General features: G+C 69.0%; 15 protein-coding genes. 7 read left to right on the forward strand and 8 right to left on the reverse strand.

Features of this window, described 5'->3' with window-relative positions; translation table 11 throughout:
- Positions 1-108 precede the first annotated feature (108 nt).
- Together HDA40_RS34155 and HDA40_RS34160 are read left to right on the forward strand one after the other, a co-directional pair.
- On the forward strand, positions 109-3,684 hold the full coding sequence (locus tag HDA40_RS34155; protein ID WP_253761912.1) for a choice-of-anchor D domain-containing protein: 3,576 nt from the start codon (positions 109-111) through the stop codon (positions 3,682-3,684).
- Between the two features lie 188 nt (positions 3,685-3,872).
- Positions 3,873-5,075 carry an RICIN domain-containing protein gene (locus tag HDA40_RS34160; protein WP_253761913.1) on the forward strand — a complete coding sequence of 401 codons (1,203 nt, stop codon included), beginning with the start codon at positions 3,873-3,875 and terminating at the stop codon, positions 5,073-5,075.
- 62 nt (positions 5,076-5,137) lie between these two features.
- Here HDA40_RS34160 and HDA40_RS34165 read toward each other — a convergent pair whose 3' ends face one another.
- The gene (locus tag HDA40_RS34165) at positions 5,138-5,890 is read right to left on the reverse strand and encodes an NADPH-dependent F420 reductase (RefSeq protein WP_308197798.1); all 753 of its coding nucleotides are present in this window, start codon (positions 5,888-5,890) and stop codon (positions 5,138-5,140) included.
- Here HDA40_RS34165 and HDA40_RS34170 point away from each other — a divergent pair.
- On the forward strand, positions 5,819-6,169 hold the full coding sequence (locus HDA40_RS34170) for a winged helix-turn-helix transcriptional regulator (protein ID WP_253761915.1): 351 nt from the start codon (positions 5,819-5,821) through the stop codon (positions 6,167-6,169). The genes HDA40_RS34165 and HDA40_RS34170 overlap by 72 nt on opposite strands.
- Positions 6,170-6,175: 6 nt before the next feature.
- On the opposite strand, the gene gap is transcribed toward HDA40_RS34170, so the two are convergent.
- Positions 6,176-7,177 carry a type I glyceraldehyde-3-phosphate dehydrogenase gene (gene gap, locus HDA40_RS34175; protein WP_253761916.1) on the reverse strand — a complete coding sequence of 334 codons (1,002 nt, stop codon included), beginning with the start codon at positions 7,175-7,177 and terminating at the stop codon, positions 6,176-6,178.
- Between the two features lie 100 nt (positions 7,178-7,277).
- Here gap and HDA40_RS34180 point away from each other — a divergent pair, with 100 nt between their 5' ends.
- A complete protein-coding gene (locus tag HDA40_RS34180) occupies positions 7,278-7,895 on the forward strand; it encodes a CGNR zinc finger domain-containing protein (RefSeq protein ID WP_253761917.1) in 618 nt (205 codons plus the stop codon).
- A gap of 144 nt (positions 7,896-8,039) precedes the next feature.
- Here HDA40_RS34180 and HDA40_RS34185 read toward each other — a convergent pair whose 3' ends face one another.
- Positions 8,040-8,480: a VOC family protein gene (locus HDA40_RS34185; RefSeq protein ID WP_253761918.1), complete on the reverse strand. Its 441-nt coding sequence runs from the start codon at positions 8,478-8,480 to the stop codon at positions 8,040-8,042.
- A 92-nt stretch (positions 8,481-8,572) separates the two neighbouring features.
- Between HDA40_RS34185 and HDA40_RS34190 the strand changes: the two genes are divergently transcribed.
- Both HDA40_RS34190 and HDA40_RS34195 read left to right on the forward strand, forming a co-directional pair.
- Positions 8,573-9,193, forward strand: coding sequence for a pentapeptide repeat-containing protein (locus tag HDA40_RS34190; RefSeq protein WP_253761919.1), 621 nt, complete (start codon positions 8,573-8,575; stop codon positions 9,191-9,193).
- A gap of 39 nt (positions 9,194-9,232) precedes the next feature.
- Positions 9,233-10,765 carry an HNH endonuclease signature motif containing protein gene (locus tag HDA40_RS34195; RefSeq protein ID WP_253761920.1) on the forward strand — a complete coding sequence of 511 codons (1,533 nt, stop codon included), beginning with the start codon at positions 9,233-9,235 and terminating at the stop codon, positions 10,763-10,765.
- On the opposite strand, the gene HDA40_RS34200 is transcribed toward HDA40_RS34195, so the two are convergent.
- The 5 genes from HDA40_RS34200 to HDA40_RS34220 form a co-directional block, all read right to left on the reverse strand.
- A complete protein-coding gene (locus HDA40_RS34200; protein ID WP_253761921.1) occupies positions 10,762-11,475 on the reverse strand; it encodes a helix-turn-helix transcriptional regulator in 714 nt (237 codons plus the stop codon). The two genes, HDA40_RS34195 and HDA40_RS34200, sit on opposite strands and share 4 nt — an antisense overlap.
- Positions 11,472-12,431, reverse strand: coding sequence for an alpha/beta hydrolase (locus HDA40_RS34205; RefSeq protein ID WP_253761922.1), 960 nt, complete (start codon positions 12,429-12,431; stop codon positions 11,472-11,474). The genes HDA40_RS34200 and HDA40_RS34205 overlap by 4 nt, the downstream gene beginning before the upstream one ends.
- 68 nt (positions 12,432-12,499) lie before the next feature.
- Positions 12,500-12,919 carry a CBS domain-containing protein gene (locus HDA40_RS34210; RefSeq protein WP_253761923.1) on the reverse strand — a complete coding sequence of 140 codons (420 nt, stop codon included), beginning with the start codon at positions 12,917-12,919 and terminating at the stop codon, positions 12,500-12,502.
- 69 nt (positions 12,920-12,988) lie between these two features.
- Complete coding sequence (locus HDA40_RS34215) at positions 12,989-13,660, reverse strand: DUF6766 family protein (protein ID WP_253761924.1); 672 nt, start codon at positions 13,658-13,660, stop codon at positions 12,989-12,991.
- A 72-nt stretch (positions 13,661-13,732) separates the two neighbouring features.
- Complete coding sequence (locus tag HDA40_RS34220; protein WP_253761925.1) at positions 13,733-13,999, reverse strand: helix-turn-helix domain-containing protein; 267 nt, start codon at positions 13,997-13,999, stop codon at positions 13,733-13,735.
- A gap of 76 nt (positions 14,000-14,075) precedes the next feature.
- On the opposite strand from HDA40_RS34220, the gene map reads away from it, so the two are divergent.
- Complete coding sequence (gene map, locus HDA40_RS34225; protein WP_253761926.1) at positions 14,076-14,885, forward strand: type I methionyl aminopeptidase; 810 nt, start codon at positions 14,076-14,078, stop codon at positions 14,883-14,885.
- Positions 14,886-14,970: the final 85 nt, after the last annotated feature.

Consider the following 14,970-nt stretch of genomic DNA (forward strand, 5'->3'; position numbering starts at 1 on the left):
CAGAGAATTATCGATATCTTGCGTTGATGTATCGACAAGGCTACCTTTCTCCCGACACGCCTGCCCGCGTCGCCGATCCCTTGGCCTCCCACCCAAAGGAGCCGCGAGATGTCCCCATCCCTTCGTACGCGCAACCGCAGAGTCGCGGTTCTCTCCGCAGGGGCGCTCGTCGCCGCCTGCCTCGTCGCGCTGTCCGCCGAACCTGCGGCGGCCGCCGCCACCGGCGGGGTCGGCGCGACGCTGCCCTATGTCGAGGTCCAGGCGGAGAACGCCACCACCAACGGGTCCGTGATCGGCCCGAGCACGGCCTACGGCACGCTGCCCGCCGAGGCGTCCTCTCGCAAAGCCGTGACGCTGCAAGGCACCGGCAAGTACGTCGAGTTCACGACGCCGGTCACGACGAACTCGATCGTGTTCCGGTACAGCATCCCCGACACCGGCAACGGGTCGGCCTACACCACCCAGCTGTCGCTGTACGTCAACGGGACCAAGCAGACCAACTTCACCCTGACCAACGCGTACAGCTGGTACTACGGCGGATACCCGTTCACCAACACTCCTGGTAGCAACCCGCATCACTTCTACGACGAGGCGCACCGCCTGTTCACCACGACCTACCCCGCCGGCACCAAGTTCCGCCTGCAGGTCGACTCGGAGGACACCGCCGGTTCGTACACGATCGACTTCGCCGACTTCGAGAACGTCGCCGCCGCGCTGGCCCAGCCGTCCGGGTCCGTCTCGGTGACCAGCCACGGCGCCGACCCGACCGGCGTCAACGATTCGACCGCCGCCTTCAACGCGGCGATCTCGGCGGCCGGCGCCGGCGGCACCGTGTGGATTCCCGAAGGCACCTTCCGAATTCCGGGAAGCACCAGTGGCTGCGGTATGTCGTGCAGTCACTTGATTCTGAACAACGTCACAGTCAAGGGCGCCGGCATGTGGCGCTCGACGATCGTCGGCAACGCGCCCGGCTTCTACGGCGGCTGGGCGCCCAACGGCGGCAGCGGCGTCCACCTCGCGGACTTCGCGATCTTCGGCAACGTCCAGGAGCGCAACGACGGCGACCAGGTCAACGGCATCGGCGGCGCACTGAGCAATTCGACCGCGGACCGGCTGTGGATCGAGCACCTCAAGGTCGGCGCGTGGATGGACGGGCCGATGACCAACCTGGTCCTGTCCGGCATGCGCATCCGCAACGTGACCGCCGACGGCGTCAACTTCCACAACGGCGTCACCAACTCCAAGGTCACCAACAGCGACCTGCGCAACCTCGGGGACGACGGTCTGGCGACCTGGTCGGACACCAACGCCGACGCCAACGACTCGTTCGACCACAACACCGTGCAGTACCCGATCCTGGCCAACGGCATCGCCATCTACGGCGGGCACGACAACTTCGTCACCGACAACCGGGTCATCGACGCCGGCCTGGCCCAGGGCGGCGGCATCCACGTCGCGCAACGGTTCGCCTCGACCCCGCTCGGCCGTACCGACGTGTTGCGCAACACGATCATCCGGTCCGGCAGCCTCGACCCGAACTGGAACTTCGGCGTCGGCGCGTTGTGGTTCGACGCCCGCGACGCGGCGATGTCCGGGTTGACCAACGTGGACAACATCCTGATCCAGCAGAGCCCGTTCGAGGCGATCCAGTTCGTCTCCGGATCGAGCATCACCAACGTGAAGATCAACAACGCGACCATCCAGAACACCGGCACCTGGGTCGTGCAGGAACAGGTCGGCGGCTCGGCCACGATCACGAACAGCACCGCCACCGGCACCCAGGCTCCGGCGGCCGTCTACAACTGCGGAGTCGGGTTCACCCTCACCGACGGCGGCGGCAACTCCGGCATCTTCGGCTCCTCCGCCTGCCAGAACATCACCACCCCGGCGTTCCCGCCGTACCTGCCGGACAACGGGTCGCAGATCTCCGTCAGCCCGACCGCGCTCGGCTACGGCTCGGTGGCGACCGGCTCGTCCAGCGCCCCGCAGACGGTGACCGTCACCAACAGCGGGACGGCAGCCGCCCCGGTCAGCGCGATCACGACCGCCGGCGACTTCAGCCAGACCAACACCTGCGGCTCCTCGATCGCCGCCGGCGGCTCCTGCACCGTCAGCGTCGTGTTCACGCCCACCGCATCCGGTACGCGTACCGGGACGTTGTCGATCACCGCGGCGGGTGTCGCCAACACCGTTCCCCTGTCGGGCACCGGGGTCGCGCCTGGGCCGATTCTCGGCCTCAACCCGACCTCGCTGACCTTCGCCGGAACCATCGTCGGCAGCCCGGCCGCCACCCAGACGGTCACCGTCACCAACACCGGCACCACTACGGCGACCGTCTCCGGCGTCACCGCCTCCGGCGACTACAGCCAGACCAACACCTGCGCGACGCTGGCCGTCAACGCCTCGTGCACGGTGACCGTCGGGTTCACCCCGACTGCCGCCGGTACGCGTACCGGGACGGTGACGTTGTCCAGCAACGCCAACAACAACCCGGCCACCGTCGCGTTGAGCGGATCCGGCATCGGCACGACCACCAACCTCGCCCTGCAGAAGGCGGCCACCGCCGGCAGCCAGGCCAACGGGTCGCTGACCCCGGCGCTGGCGGTCGACGGAGACGCCACCACCTACTGGGAGAGCGCCAACAACGCGTTCCCGCAATGGCTGCAAGTCGACCTCGGCAGCACCTACTCCGTCGGCAAGGTCACGCTGAAGCTGCCGCCCAGCAGCGCCTGGGGCACGCGTACGCAGACCTTGTCCGTCCAGACCAGCACCAACGGCTCCACGTTCACGACCGCCGTAGCGTCGGCCACCTACACCTTCACCTCACCGGCCAACGTCGTCAGCATCACCGTCCCGGCGACCAATGCCCGCTACGTCCGGGTGAACGTCACCGCCAACAGCGGCTGGCCCGCCGGGCAAGTCTCGGAGTTCGAGGTCTACCCGAGCGGCGGCGGCAGCAGCTCGCCGGTGCTCAGCGCCGCCCCGGGCTCGCTCACCTTCGCCAGCCAGGCGCTCGACACGACCAGCACGGCGCAGGCCGTCACGGTCACCAACACCGGCACCGCCCCGGCGACCGTGTCCGGCGTGGCCACCACCGGCGACTACAGCCAGACCAACAACTGCACGTCGCTGGCGGTCGGCGCGTCCTGCACCGTCAACGTCAGCTTCCGGCCGACCGCGTCCGGTACGCGTACCGGCACGCTCACCGTCACCAGCAACGCGAGCAACAGTCCGACGACGGTCTCGCTGACCGGAACCGGAGCAGGTGGCAGCACCGAACTGGCGACCGGCAAGCCGACCAGCGAATCCAGCCACAGCGACGTCTACCCGGCGTCGAACGTGACCGACGGCAACCAGAACACCTACTGGGAGAGCGCCAACAACGCCTTCCCGCAATGGGTTCAGGTCGACCTCGGCTCGGCCCAGAGCGCCGGGCGCATCGTCCTGCAACTGCCCGCGACCTGGGGTGCGCGTACGCAGACCCTGTCGGTCCTGGGCAGCACCGACGGCTCCACGTTCACCACGGTGAAGGCGTCGGCGGCGTACGCGTTCGACCCGGCGAGCAACAACACCGTGACCATCACGTTCACCGCCACCAGCCGGCGCTACTGGCGGCTGAACTTCACCGCCAACACCGGCTGGCCCGCCGGGCAGTGCTCCACGGTCCAGATCTGGACCAGCTGATCCGCACGATCGCCGGCTCCTCTCGGTCGAATCCGATGGGAGCCGGCGAGCCCATTGCATTGACCGAAAGCGATCAGTTGTTCTAGGGTGGGCGACTGGTCCGTCTTGGCTACGGGACATCGCGGTCCCATCCGGGTGATGCCGAGGTCCGACTTCTCGGTTCCGCATCCCTTCACCCGGGAGCCGCCATGCTCGAATCTTCGGTCAAACCGCTCATCGCCGCTCTGGCCAGCGTCGCCGCCGGTGCGGCCGGGGTCGCCGTCGCGATCCTCGGCCCCGTGCCGACCGCGTACGCCGCCGCCGCGTTCACCTCGACCGCCGCCAACGCCAACGGCGGCAACTGCATGGACGTGCCCAACGGCTCGACGGCCAACGGCACCCAGCTCATCCAGTGGAGCTGCAACAACGGCACGAACCAGACGTTCACCTTCACCCCGGTCAGCGGCACCGCCGACCAGTACACGATCGGCACCGCGGCGTCTGGCAAGTGCGTCGACGTCTACGGCGTGTCCACCGCGGACAACGCCACGATCATCCAATGGAGCTGTGGCACCGGCGCGAACCAGAAGTTCCAGCTCGTGCCGATCATCGTCAGCGGCCTGGACAAGACGTTCACCCTCAAAGCCGTGCACTCGGGCAAGTGCGTCGTCCCGACCGGCGGATCGTCGGCGTCCAACACCGGCCTGGTGCAGTCGGCGTGCAGCACCGCGACCTCGCGTGCCTGGCGGCTGGCCGGCTACCCGGGCGGCGGCAGCAGCCCCAGCCCGACCAGCCCCACCCCGACCACCACCAGCGGGCCGCCGCCGACCGGAACCGTGCGCGTGTTCTGGCTCCGGCCCTCCGACGTGACTTACGACCAGCGTTACCCCGACGGGATCGCGGCCGTCATGCGCGAGGCCCAGCGGTACTACCAGCAGGAACTCGGCAAGACGTTCCGGCTCAACACCGTCGTCGTCGAAGTCGTCACCGGGGACCACGTGCGCAGCTGGTACGAGAACACCCCCAACGGCGGCGACAAGTACTGGTGGTCGGTCACCAACATGCAGAACGAACTCGCGCGCAAGTTCAGCCTGAACAACCCCGACAGCCGGTGGCTGTGCGTCGGCGAGATCAGCGCCGAGGGCGACGGCGCGGGCGGCGGGGCCAGCCCCGGCTGGGTGGTGCTCAGCGGCCACGACGCCGACGGCGCGGCCGGGGTCAGCGGGGAGTCGATGAACCGTTGGTACGGCGGCATGGTCCACGAACTCGGCCATGCCTTCGGGCTGCCGGACTCGTCGTCCACCGACGGCACCCCGATGTCCGCGTCCTTCTACAGCTACCCGAACACCCACTTCAGCCAGGACCAGAAGAACAAGATCCTCGCTGGCCCCTACGGTTCGTTCCTCTACTGACACCAACGTATACGCGGTCCCGCCGTCGTCAGGCGGGACCGCGTCTGGTCAGCCGAACGTGGTCAGCCGACGCTGGGGATGGCGGTGCTGGGGTCGACGCCCTTGCCGTAGAGGCTCACCACGAATCCGGCGGCCTCCTCCAGCTGCCGGGCATGGTCCAGCCCGCCGACCGCGACCGGCGTCCCACCGAGGTCGGTGACCAGCCGCCCGACGACGTCCAGCGCGGCTTCGTCGTCGCCGCACATCGCGACGACCCGGGGCCGCTCCTGCGAGGTCAGCCACATCTGGCCGGCGTACAGGTGCAGGGCTTTGACGACGGATGCCCCGGTCGCCTGCGCGGCGATCGTCTCCGCCGCCGAACCGGTCGCCAGCCGATGCGCGCCGGTGCCGAAGTCGACGGGGTTCGTGCAGTCGAGCACCGGCACGCCCCGCAATGCGCCGCGCGAGCCGCCCGCCAGCTCGATCATGTCCGGTACGCCGTCCCACGACACGGCGACGACGACCGCGTCCGCTCCCGCCGCCGCGTCACTCGGCGCCGCGGCGTACGCCCCGAGCCGCCCGGCCAGCTCAGCGGCCTTGTCCGCCGAGCGTCCCGCGATCGTGACGGTATGCCCAGCGCCGATCCAGGCCTGTGCCACCGCTGCCGCCATGTTTCCCGTTCCCAGGATGGAGATCTTCATGTCGTCGACGCTAGGCAGCCGGTTCCTACCGATCGGTGGGAACCAGCCTGGCAGGATCGAGGCATGGGGCGCGACGACTGCTACGACTTCGTCTCCGACTGCCGGATCCGGCTCGTCACCGATCTGCTGTCGCACAGCTGGGATCCGGTCGTGCTCGTCGCGCTGCGGATCGGCCCGCAGCGTCGCAGCGCGCTGATCACCGCGATCGGCGATGTCAGCGACAAGGCGCTCACCGAATCGTTGCGGCGGCTGGCCGCGCGCGGGCTGGTGACGCGTACCAGTGAGTCGACCGTGCGCAAGGTCGAATATGCCCTCACCGCCGTGGGCGAGTCGCTGGTACATGGACCGCTCGCGACCCTCGGGCAGTGGGCGCTGGACCACGGCGACGAGCTGATGGCGCCCGCCGCCGTGTAGCCGCTGTCAGGCGGCCATCCGCAGCGCGGTGTCCAGGAGTCGGTTGGCGAAGCCGGTCTCGTTGTCGTACCAGCCGTAGATCTTGGCCTGGGTGCCGCCGACGACCTTGGTGAGGCTGGCGTCGAAGACGCACGAGGCCGGGCTGCCGACGATGTCGCTGGAGACGATCGGCTCCTCGGTGTACTCCAGGATGCCGCGGAGCGGGCCGTCGGCGGCCGCCCGGAACGCGGCGTTGATCTCGTCCGGCGTCGTCTCGCGGCCGAGTTCGGCGGTCAGATCGGTGAGCGAGCCGACGGGCACCGGCACGCGGATCGAGTAACCGTCCAGCTTGCCGCTCAGTCGCGGCAGGACCAGGCCGATCGCCTTCGCGGCGCCCGTCGTGGTCGGGATCAGGTTCAGCGCCGCCGCGCGCGCTCGCCGCGGGTCGCGATGCGGTCCGTCCTGCAGATTCTGATCCTGCGTGTACGCGTGAATGGTGGTCATGGCGCCGCGTTCGATGCCGAAGGAGTCGTCGAGGATCTTCGCCATCGGGGCGAGACAGTTCGTGGTGCAGGACGCGTTCGAGACGATCGTGTGGCGCTCGGGATCGTACAGATCGTCGTTGATGCCGATCGCGAGAGTCAGATCCTCGTTCTTGGCGGGTGCGGAGATCAGCACCCGCTTCGCGCCCGCGTCGAGGTGCGCGCGAGCCTGGTGCGCGTCGGTGAACCGGCCGGTCGACTCGACGACGAGGTCCACCCCCAGCTCCTGCCAGGGCAGCCGGGCGGGATCCCGTTCGGCCAGCACGGCGATCTTCGTGCCGTCCACTTCGATCGTGTCGTCGCCGCCGGTGACGACAGTGGGCAAGGTGCCGGCGGTCGAGTCGTACTTCAGCAGGTGCGCGAGCGTCCGCGCATCGGTCAGGTCGTTGACGGCGACGATCTCGACGTCCTCCCGGCGGCGCAGTTGGGCCCGGAGCAGGGCGCGGCCGATGCGGCCGAAACCGTTGACACCCACACGCACGGTCATGGTGAAACAACCCTCATCGTGTAACCGGTTTGTAGGGTTACATGATGGGCGGTGCGATGAAACCAGTCAAGGTGGTTACGAAGCTGGCTACCATGGCGTCGTGGAGTTCAACTTCTTCGGCGGAGACCTCGCCCTCGACCTGACCGGCACGCTCGGCCGGCGGTACGGCGGCACCCCCGTGGAGTTCCTCCACACCCCGGCCGACCTGCATCGGTGGCTCACCGCCGTCGGCATCGCCGACCCCTCGGCCGCCGTGGACGATCAAGATCTCGCCGACGCCAGGGAACTGCGGGAAGCCACATATCGCCTCGCGTACGCCGCGATGACGGCGTACTCCAGCCATCGGACTGTGGCCGACGACACCGCCGCCAACGCCTCGGACCGCGCTGTCACGGCTGACGGCCTGGCCGTGTTCGACCCGGCCGACCGGGCCATCGTCAACCAGGCGGCCGAGGTCACGCCCCCGCTCGTCCGCATCGACGACACCGGCGCGCTGATCCGCACCGGCAGCGTGCAGCAGTCCCTGTCACTGGTCGCCCGAGCGGCGATCGCCCTCGTCACCGGCCCGTCGGCGGCTCAGCTGCACGAATGCGAAGGGCCCGCCTGCACCCGGATGTTCCTCGACAACTCCGCCCGCGGAACCCGGCGGTGGTGCGACATGAGCCGCTGCGGCAACCGGGCCAAGGTCGCGAAGTTCCGCGCCCGTCAGACCACATAGGACGGGCTGCTACGGGTTCGGGCTCTGCATCGTGTCGTTGCACTCGGCCATGGTGGCGGACGCGAACACCACCCGCGCGACCCCGGCCTTAGCCTCCAGGTCCGCGGTGTGAGCGGACAAGAATCTCCCAGCCGGCGATGACCGTCAGCTGAGCTGCTCGGCCAGGCCGATGATGGTGCCCTCCGGCCCGCGCAGGTAGCACAGCAGGTAGGAGTCCTCGAACCGGGAGATCTCGCCGACGAGTTCGCCGCCGTGCTTACGCAGCCGGGCGACGGTGTCCTCGATGTCGTCGACCGCGAACATCACGCGATGCAGGCCGACCGTGTTCGGCGGCAGGATCGCCGGCTCGGTGACGATCGCGTCCGGCGAGTGATACCGCGCCAGTTCCAGCCGCCCATGGCCGTCGGGCGTACGCATCATCGCGATCTCGCTGCGCATCCCGTCGAGTCCGACGACGTTCGCCGCCCAGACCCCTTCGATCTGCGCGCGGCCTTCCAACTCCAGGCCCAGCTCGGTGTAGAACGCGATGGCCGAGTCGAGATCGGTCACCACGATGCCGACGTTGTCCATTCGCCGAATCGTCATGAGCCCGAGCATATCGGTCGCGCCGGACATCCACCGGAATCCAAAGCAGGGCTGGTCATGGGGGAGCGGCCGGGCGTGACAGGATCCGCGGCATGGCTGATCGGAAGCATGGGCACGCGCCACCACCCACCGAGTCGACGCTGCGCGGGCTCGACTGGTACGGCGAGGACCTCACCGGCCAGACCCATACGCGGGTGGCGTTCATCGAGGTCGATCTGACCGAGGCCGTCGGGCAGAACGTGACGTTCACCGAGTGCACGTTTCGCGGCGTGAAGTTCAACGCCTCGGTCCACACCGACGCCGCGTTCATCAACTGCACGTTCACGCAGTGCGGGTTCTTCGACGCCGGCTTCACCGGCTGCAAGCTGGTCGGGAGCATGTTCGACGGGTGCGCGTACGACCTGATGACGGTGACCGGGGGCGACTGGTCGTTCGTCGGGCTGCCCGGCGCCGACCTGCGGCGGACGAAGTTCGCGGGCGTGCGGATGCGGGAGGCGGACCTGACCGGGGCGCGGCTGGACGGTGGCAGCTTCCGCCGGGTGGACCTGTCCGGCGCGTGGCTGGCCAAGTCGAGCATGATCGGCAGCGACCTGCGGGGGAGTGACCTGACCGCGCTCGATCCGCTGACCGTCCAGCTCGCCGGGGCGATCATCGACGTGGATCAGGCCTGCGTCGTCGCGGCCCGCCTCGGACTGGACGTACGCGCCGAATAGCCCATCGTCGGTCGTGGATCGTGGCACATTTTCGTGACCTTGACCCCCTGGAAGGTGTCGTACCTTCGTTCTAACGTTGATCCCATGGGCGGGCTGTTGGCGCAGGTCGAGGCGGATGTCGCCGAGCTGGTCGCCGGTCCCCTGTGGACGCTTTCGGACGCCGAGATCACCGACGAGGTCCGCCGGGTTCATGCGGCGATCCAGCGGTTGTCGGGCCGGCTGCTGACGTTGATCGGCGCGGCGGACGGCCGCGAGATCCCGTACACCGCGGGTGCGACCGGCACGGCGAACTGGCTGACCTTTCTGCTGGCCATCCGCCATCGCGATGCCGTCGCATGGACCAAACTGGCCAAGCTCCTGCCCGAGACGCCCGTCGTCGAGGAGGCGCTCGCTGATGGGCGGGTCAATGTCGAGCAGGCGCGGGTGATTGCCAAGACCGTGCACGACCTGCCATCCGCGGTGGGCGAGGTGGGCAAGGCGAAAGCCGACCAGGCGCTGACCAAGCTCGCCGTCGAGGATCGGCTGCGCCCGGAGACCTTGGAGAACCATCGGTCACAGATCCTCGAGTTGGTTGCGCCGGAGATCGCCGAAGAACGCCTCCGCAAAGACCTGGAACGTGCCGAACGCTCGGCCTACGACCGGCGTGACTTCACCCTCATTCCCTATGGGGAGGGCGAATACCGGGTGCGTGGTGTCCTCGATTCCGAAATGGCGGCGATCGTGCGGACCGCGTTGGATCCGCTGTCCGGGCCGCGCAGGCCCGCACCAACCGCCGCAGTTGGGCTCGATGATGCTCCGGACGCAGCAGGTGGCTTCAACGCGCCAGGCAGCGCGGGCGCGAACGCAACCGGCGGCTTCACCATGGCGGGCTGCGCGGGCGCGGGCTGCGCGGGCGCGGGCTGCGCGGGCGCGTGTGCGGATGCGGGCGGCGCGGGCGCGGGAGGTGGTGCTGATGCATCAGACGGCGGCCGCATTGCGGCTCGGGTGCTGCCCGGTGAGCCGGATCTGCGCTCGGCCGGAGCCCGCCGCGCCGATGCGCTGGTCGAGGTGTGCCAGCGGATCATGAACGCCGGCGAGCTGCCCGATAACGGCGGCGAGAAACCACACCTGACGATCACGCTGCCCTGGGACGCCCTCCAAGCCAAGGTCGGCGCAGGCTTGCTCGACACCGGCGACCTGCTCACACCAGAGACCGTGCGACGGCTCGCGTGCGACGCGATGATCATCCCCGCCGTGCTCGGCGGCGACGGCCAAGTCCTCGACGTCGGCCGCGCCCGACGGCTGATCGACGGCCCGCTCCGTCGCGCACTCGTGCTGCGGGACAAGGGATGCGCGTTCCCCGGCTGCGACCGGCCACCCCAGTGGTGCCACGGCCACCACATCAGATCATGGGCAGACGGCGGCGACACCTGCCTCGCCAACTCCGTCCTGCTCTGCGCGTTCCACCATCGTGAGATCCACCACGGGCATTGGGAAGTCCGCATGAGACCAGACGGATTCCCTGAATTCACCCCGCCGGCCTTCGTCGATCCGCTACGAAGACCTGTGCGAAATACGCTGCACGGACACTAGCTTTCCAAGAAGGACAGCAGACTCCGGGCTCGGCGGGCCTCGGTGCCGAGCCGCCCGTCGAGACGGCCAAGCTCACGGAGCGGAGTTCGTTCTGTGGTGGGCTCGGCTGCTCGGATGCGGTCGAGCCGGAACCCCCGGCCGCCGTCACGCGTACGGCACCAGCCGATCAGGTACCAGTGTCCGGCGGCGGCGAGCAGGCTGTGCGGCTCGACCTCGCGGTCGGTTTCTGCTCCGGTGCTGTCGACGTAGGTCAGGCGCAGCAAGGTGCGGTTGGCCACGGCGGTTTCGACTGCGCTGACCACGTCGGCGGGCGTACGGCTCGGCAGGACGATGACCCGGCTGGTCAGTTCGCGTACGCGGGACGCCGCCGGCGCGGTGAGGGCGGCGGCAAGTTTGCGCATCGCGTCCGCTCCGGCGGCGACGAACGGGGTGGTCTCCTCAGCCCCGGCCAGGGCGACGGCGATCGCCACCGCCTCCTCAGGGGTGAGGTTGATCGGGGGCAGCGTCGCGGACGGGTCGATCCACCAGTCGCCGGCTCGACCGGCCTGGGCGCGTACGGGCAGACCGGCTTGCATCAGGGACTGCAGGTCGCGCTGGATCGTGCGGTGCGAGACCTCGAACCGGTTCGCCAGCCAGGGCACGGTGCGGGCGCGTGGAGCGGCCGCACGCAGCTCGTCGACGAGCGCGTACAGCCGTTCCGTGCGATTCACTTGATCGACTGTACTGCGGTGCGGACGAACTCGTCCTGAGCGGCCAGTTCCCGCCGGGCGACCGTCGTGGGCTGGAGGGTGAAGCCGTGCCAGGCCTCCGCGATCACCTCCAGCTCCGTGCGGTTTCCAGCCGCGGCCCAGCGGGCGGCCATGAACAAGGTGTCGTCGAGGACCGGATCGTTGGTGCCGACGCTGAACCGGGCCGGTGGCAGATCGGTCAGGTCGGCGTAGAGCGGGGAGATGTCCGGGGCGCGCAGCTGCTCGGGGTCGAGGCCAGGGAAGGACTTCTCGTGGAACCAGTGCAGCGTCGGTGTATTGATCAGCAGATTACGGTCGCCGAACCGGCGGGCGCTCGGCGTCATCGACAGGTCGTAGCCGCCGAACGAGAGCATGGCGCCCCGGAAAGCACCGGTGATCGCGTGTCGCTGCTTCAGGCGTACAAGTGTGACGACGGAAAGCCGGGCCCCCGTGGACTCGCCGCCGATCGTGAGCCGGTCGGTGCCGAACTCGTCGCGGGCATGGGTGACCAGCCAGCGGGCGACGCGTTCGCAGTCGTCCGCGGCGGCCGGGTGGGGATGTTCGGGTGCGAGCCGATAGTCGACGCTGACCACTGCGACCTGCGCGGACTGTGCGAGCTGCCAAAGCCGGACGTCCTGGCCGTCGGCTGAGCCGATCACCGTGCCGCCGCCGTGCAGATGCAAGAACACGCCGCGAACCGTGGGCGGCTTGAACACCCGCACCGGTACGCCGTCCATAGTGGCCGGACGCCCGTCGGGCAGCAGGGTGAGTGGCGGAAAGCCGCCGCCACCGTGGCGGCGAAAATCGCGGGCCGCGATCGGATCGTTCTCGACGGGCAGTGGGACGAGCTGGTCGAGCATCTTCTCGGTCTGGTCGTTGACCGCGCGGGTCTCGGCGAGGTCGTCAACGCCGGTGAGTGGAAGCGTGAAGGCTGTCATGACCACACCTTCCGTGGTGATCGCGACAGCCCTCTGTCACCGTTGTGTCGTGGGCTGCGTCACAGCCGTCAGTGGTTCGGCATGGCCGAGCTGATGTCGGCCAAGGCGGAGTGCGGATCCCGTTCGAGCGCCATGTCGCCGAGCGAGACGACGCCCACGAGCCGGCCGCCCTCGGTCACCGGCACCCGGCGGACCTTCCGGCCGCGCATCAGTTCCACGACGCGCTGGGCGCTGTCGTCGGGTTTGACCGTCACCAGCTCCTGGCTGCAGATCTCGCCGACCGTCGTGGTCAGGTCCCGGCCCTCGGCGATCGCGCGGACGATGATGTCCCGATCGGTCACGATGCCGATCGCCCGTTCGCCGTCGGTCACGATGACGTCGCCGATGTCGTAGTCGCGCATCATCGTCGCCGCGCCGATCAGCGTCTCGCGCATGCCGATGGTCACCGGCTCCCGGGTCATCACCTCATGAACCTTCTGTCCGTTCATGCTGGATTCCTTCCTCGTCTCGGGGTGCGACTCGGGTACCCGGGTCTGGCAGACCTACTCCTCGCCGGTCTACTCGGGCTCGTCGCCGGTTTGATCGTGCGCGGCGGTGACGGGTTTGGACTGCGGAGAGCCGTGTTGACGGAGCACGATCGACAGCAGAACCAGTGCGCCGACGGAGAAGAACTCGCTCTGCCAGTTCTGCATCGACTGGAACCAGAAGTCGGCCGTCCGCGCGAACTGCCATACGCCGATCGCCGGGGCGCCGGTCTGGAGCTTCTGCTCCTCGTTGTACGCGGCCGTGCCGGCGATCAGATGCCCGACGAAGCTCAGCACGAAGAATGCGAGCAGCACGAGGGCGAGGCTGTTGCGGTACACCAGATGCCGCCAGCCGCGCCGGTGGGACCAGCTCGGCGAGTCCTCCGTGGCGTTGGCCGGGTCGTCGCCGGGACGGTCCTTGCCGTCGAGCGACTTGGACTCCGGCGACCCCCGCTGGACCAGGTACGCCGTCAGCAAGACATAGGCGCCCATCTGCAGGAACTCCGACTCCCAGTTCTCCAGCAAGGCTTCGCCGAAGTGCCCCGAACCCAGATAGCTCCGGAAGGAGTCGGCGGCGACGCCGGCCTGGACGAGTTCCTCGTTGCGTACGTGCCAGCCCGCGATGGCCTGCCCGGTCACGAAGACGGCGAACGCGCCCAGCATGACGATCGACAGGCTGTGCGAGAACAGCCAGCGGCGTACCACGGCCTGCGGCTACCCGGCGTGTGATGATCGCAAACTCGCCGTCTCGCGGCTTGTCGGCCCCAGCCGACTGGGCTAGGACGCCTGGCGGACGGGCATGTCGGCCAGCCAGACGGCGGCCAGTTCGCTGAGCGGGAGGTCGAGGGCCTGGCTGAGGCAGACCACGGTGCCGAAGGCCGGGGCGGGCAGGCGGCCCGCCTCGATCTTGCGCAGCGTCTCGGGGGAGATGCCGGCCGCCAGCGCCACCTCGACCAGGCTGCGGTCGGCCCGCGCGGCGCGGAGGCAGACTCCGAGGCGCTGGCCCGCGGCGATCTGTTCGGCGGTCAGTGGGTGGCGAACCATGGCAGCAGGATATCCCTTTCGGAGCGCGCCGACCTTGCGTGGTATAAAAATACCGTACCGGTAGAGGGAGGCAGTCGTGATCGAGTTCAAGTCCGCCGAGGAGATCGGCCGCATGGCGGTGGCCGGTCAGTTCGTCGGCGAGTTGCTCGCCGAGCTGAGCGAGATCGCCGCAGTGGGCATGAACCTGATGGACATCGAACACCATGCCCGCCGCCGGATCTCCGAGCGCGGCGCGGTGTCCTGCTACTGGGACTATTCGCCGTCGTTCGGGCGGGGACCGTTCCGCAACGTGCTGTGCCTGTCGGTCAACGACGCGGTGCTGCACGGCCTGCCACACGACTACGTGCTGCGTGACGGCGACCTGCTCAGCATCGACATGGCCGTCGGCATCGACGGCTGGGTCGCCGACTCCGCGGTCTCCGTGATCGTCGGCGTACCTGATCCGGCTGATCTGAAGCTGATCGAGGCCACCGAGGTCGCGCTGGCGGCCGGGATCGCCGCCGCCCAGCCCGGCGGCCGCCTCGGCGACATCTCGGCCGCGATCGCCGACGTCGGGCACTCCTACGGTTACGAGGTCAACGCCGAGTTCGGCGGGCACGGCATCGGCCGCACGATGCACGAGGCCCCGCACGTGCCCAACATCGGCCGCGCCCGCCGCGGCATGCGGCTCGACCCCGGTCTCACCATCGCCATCGAACCCTGGTTCTGCCGCACCACCGACAAGATCAAGTATGACAAGGACGGCTGGACGATCCGCTCCGCCGACGGCTCGCGTACGGCGCATTCCGAGCACACCGTCGCGGTCACGCCGGCCGGGCCTCAAGTGCTGACGCGCCGACCGGCTCGGAAAGAGCCGGCCGGCACCGATTCCGCCGCCGGCTCCTGAGCTGACGGCTCCTGAGCTGACGGCTCCTGAGTGAGACGGCTCCTGAGCGAGACGGCTCCTGAGCGAGACGGCTCCTGAGCGAGAC

Source organism: Hamadaea flava (genome assembly GCF_024172085.1).
Lineage (GTDB): Bacteria > Actinomycetota > Actinomycetes > Mycobacteriales > Micromonosporaceae > Hamadaea > Hamadaea flava.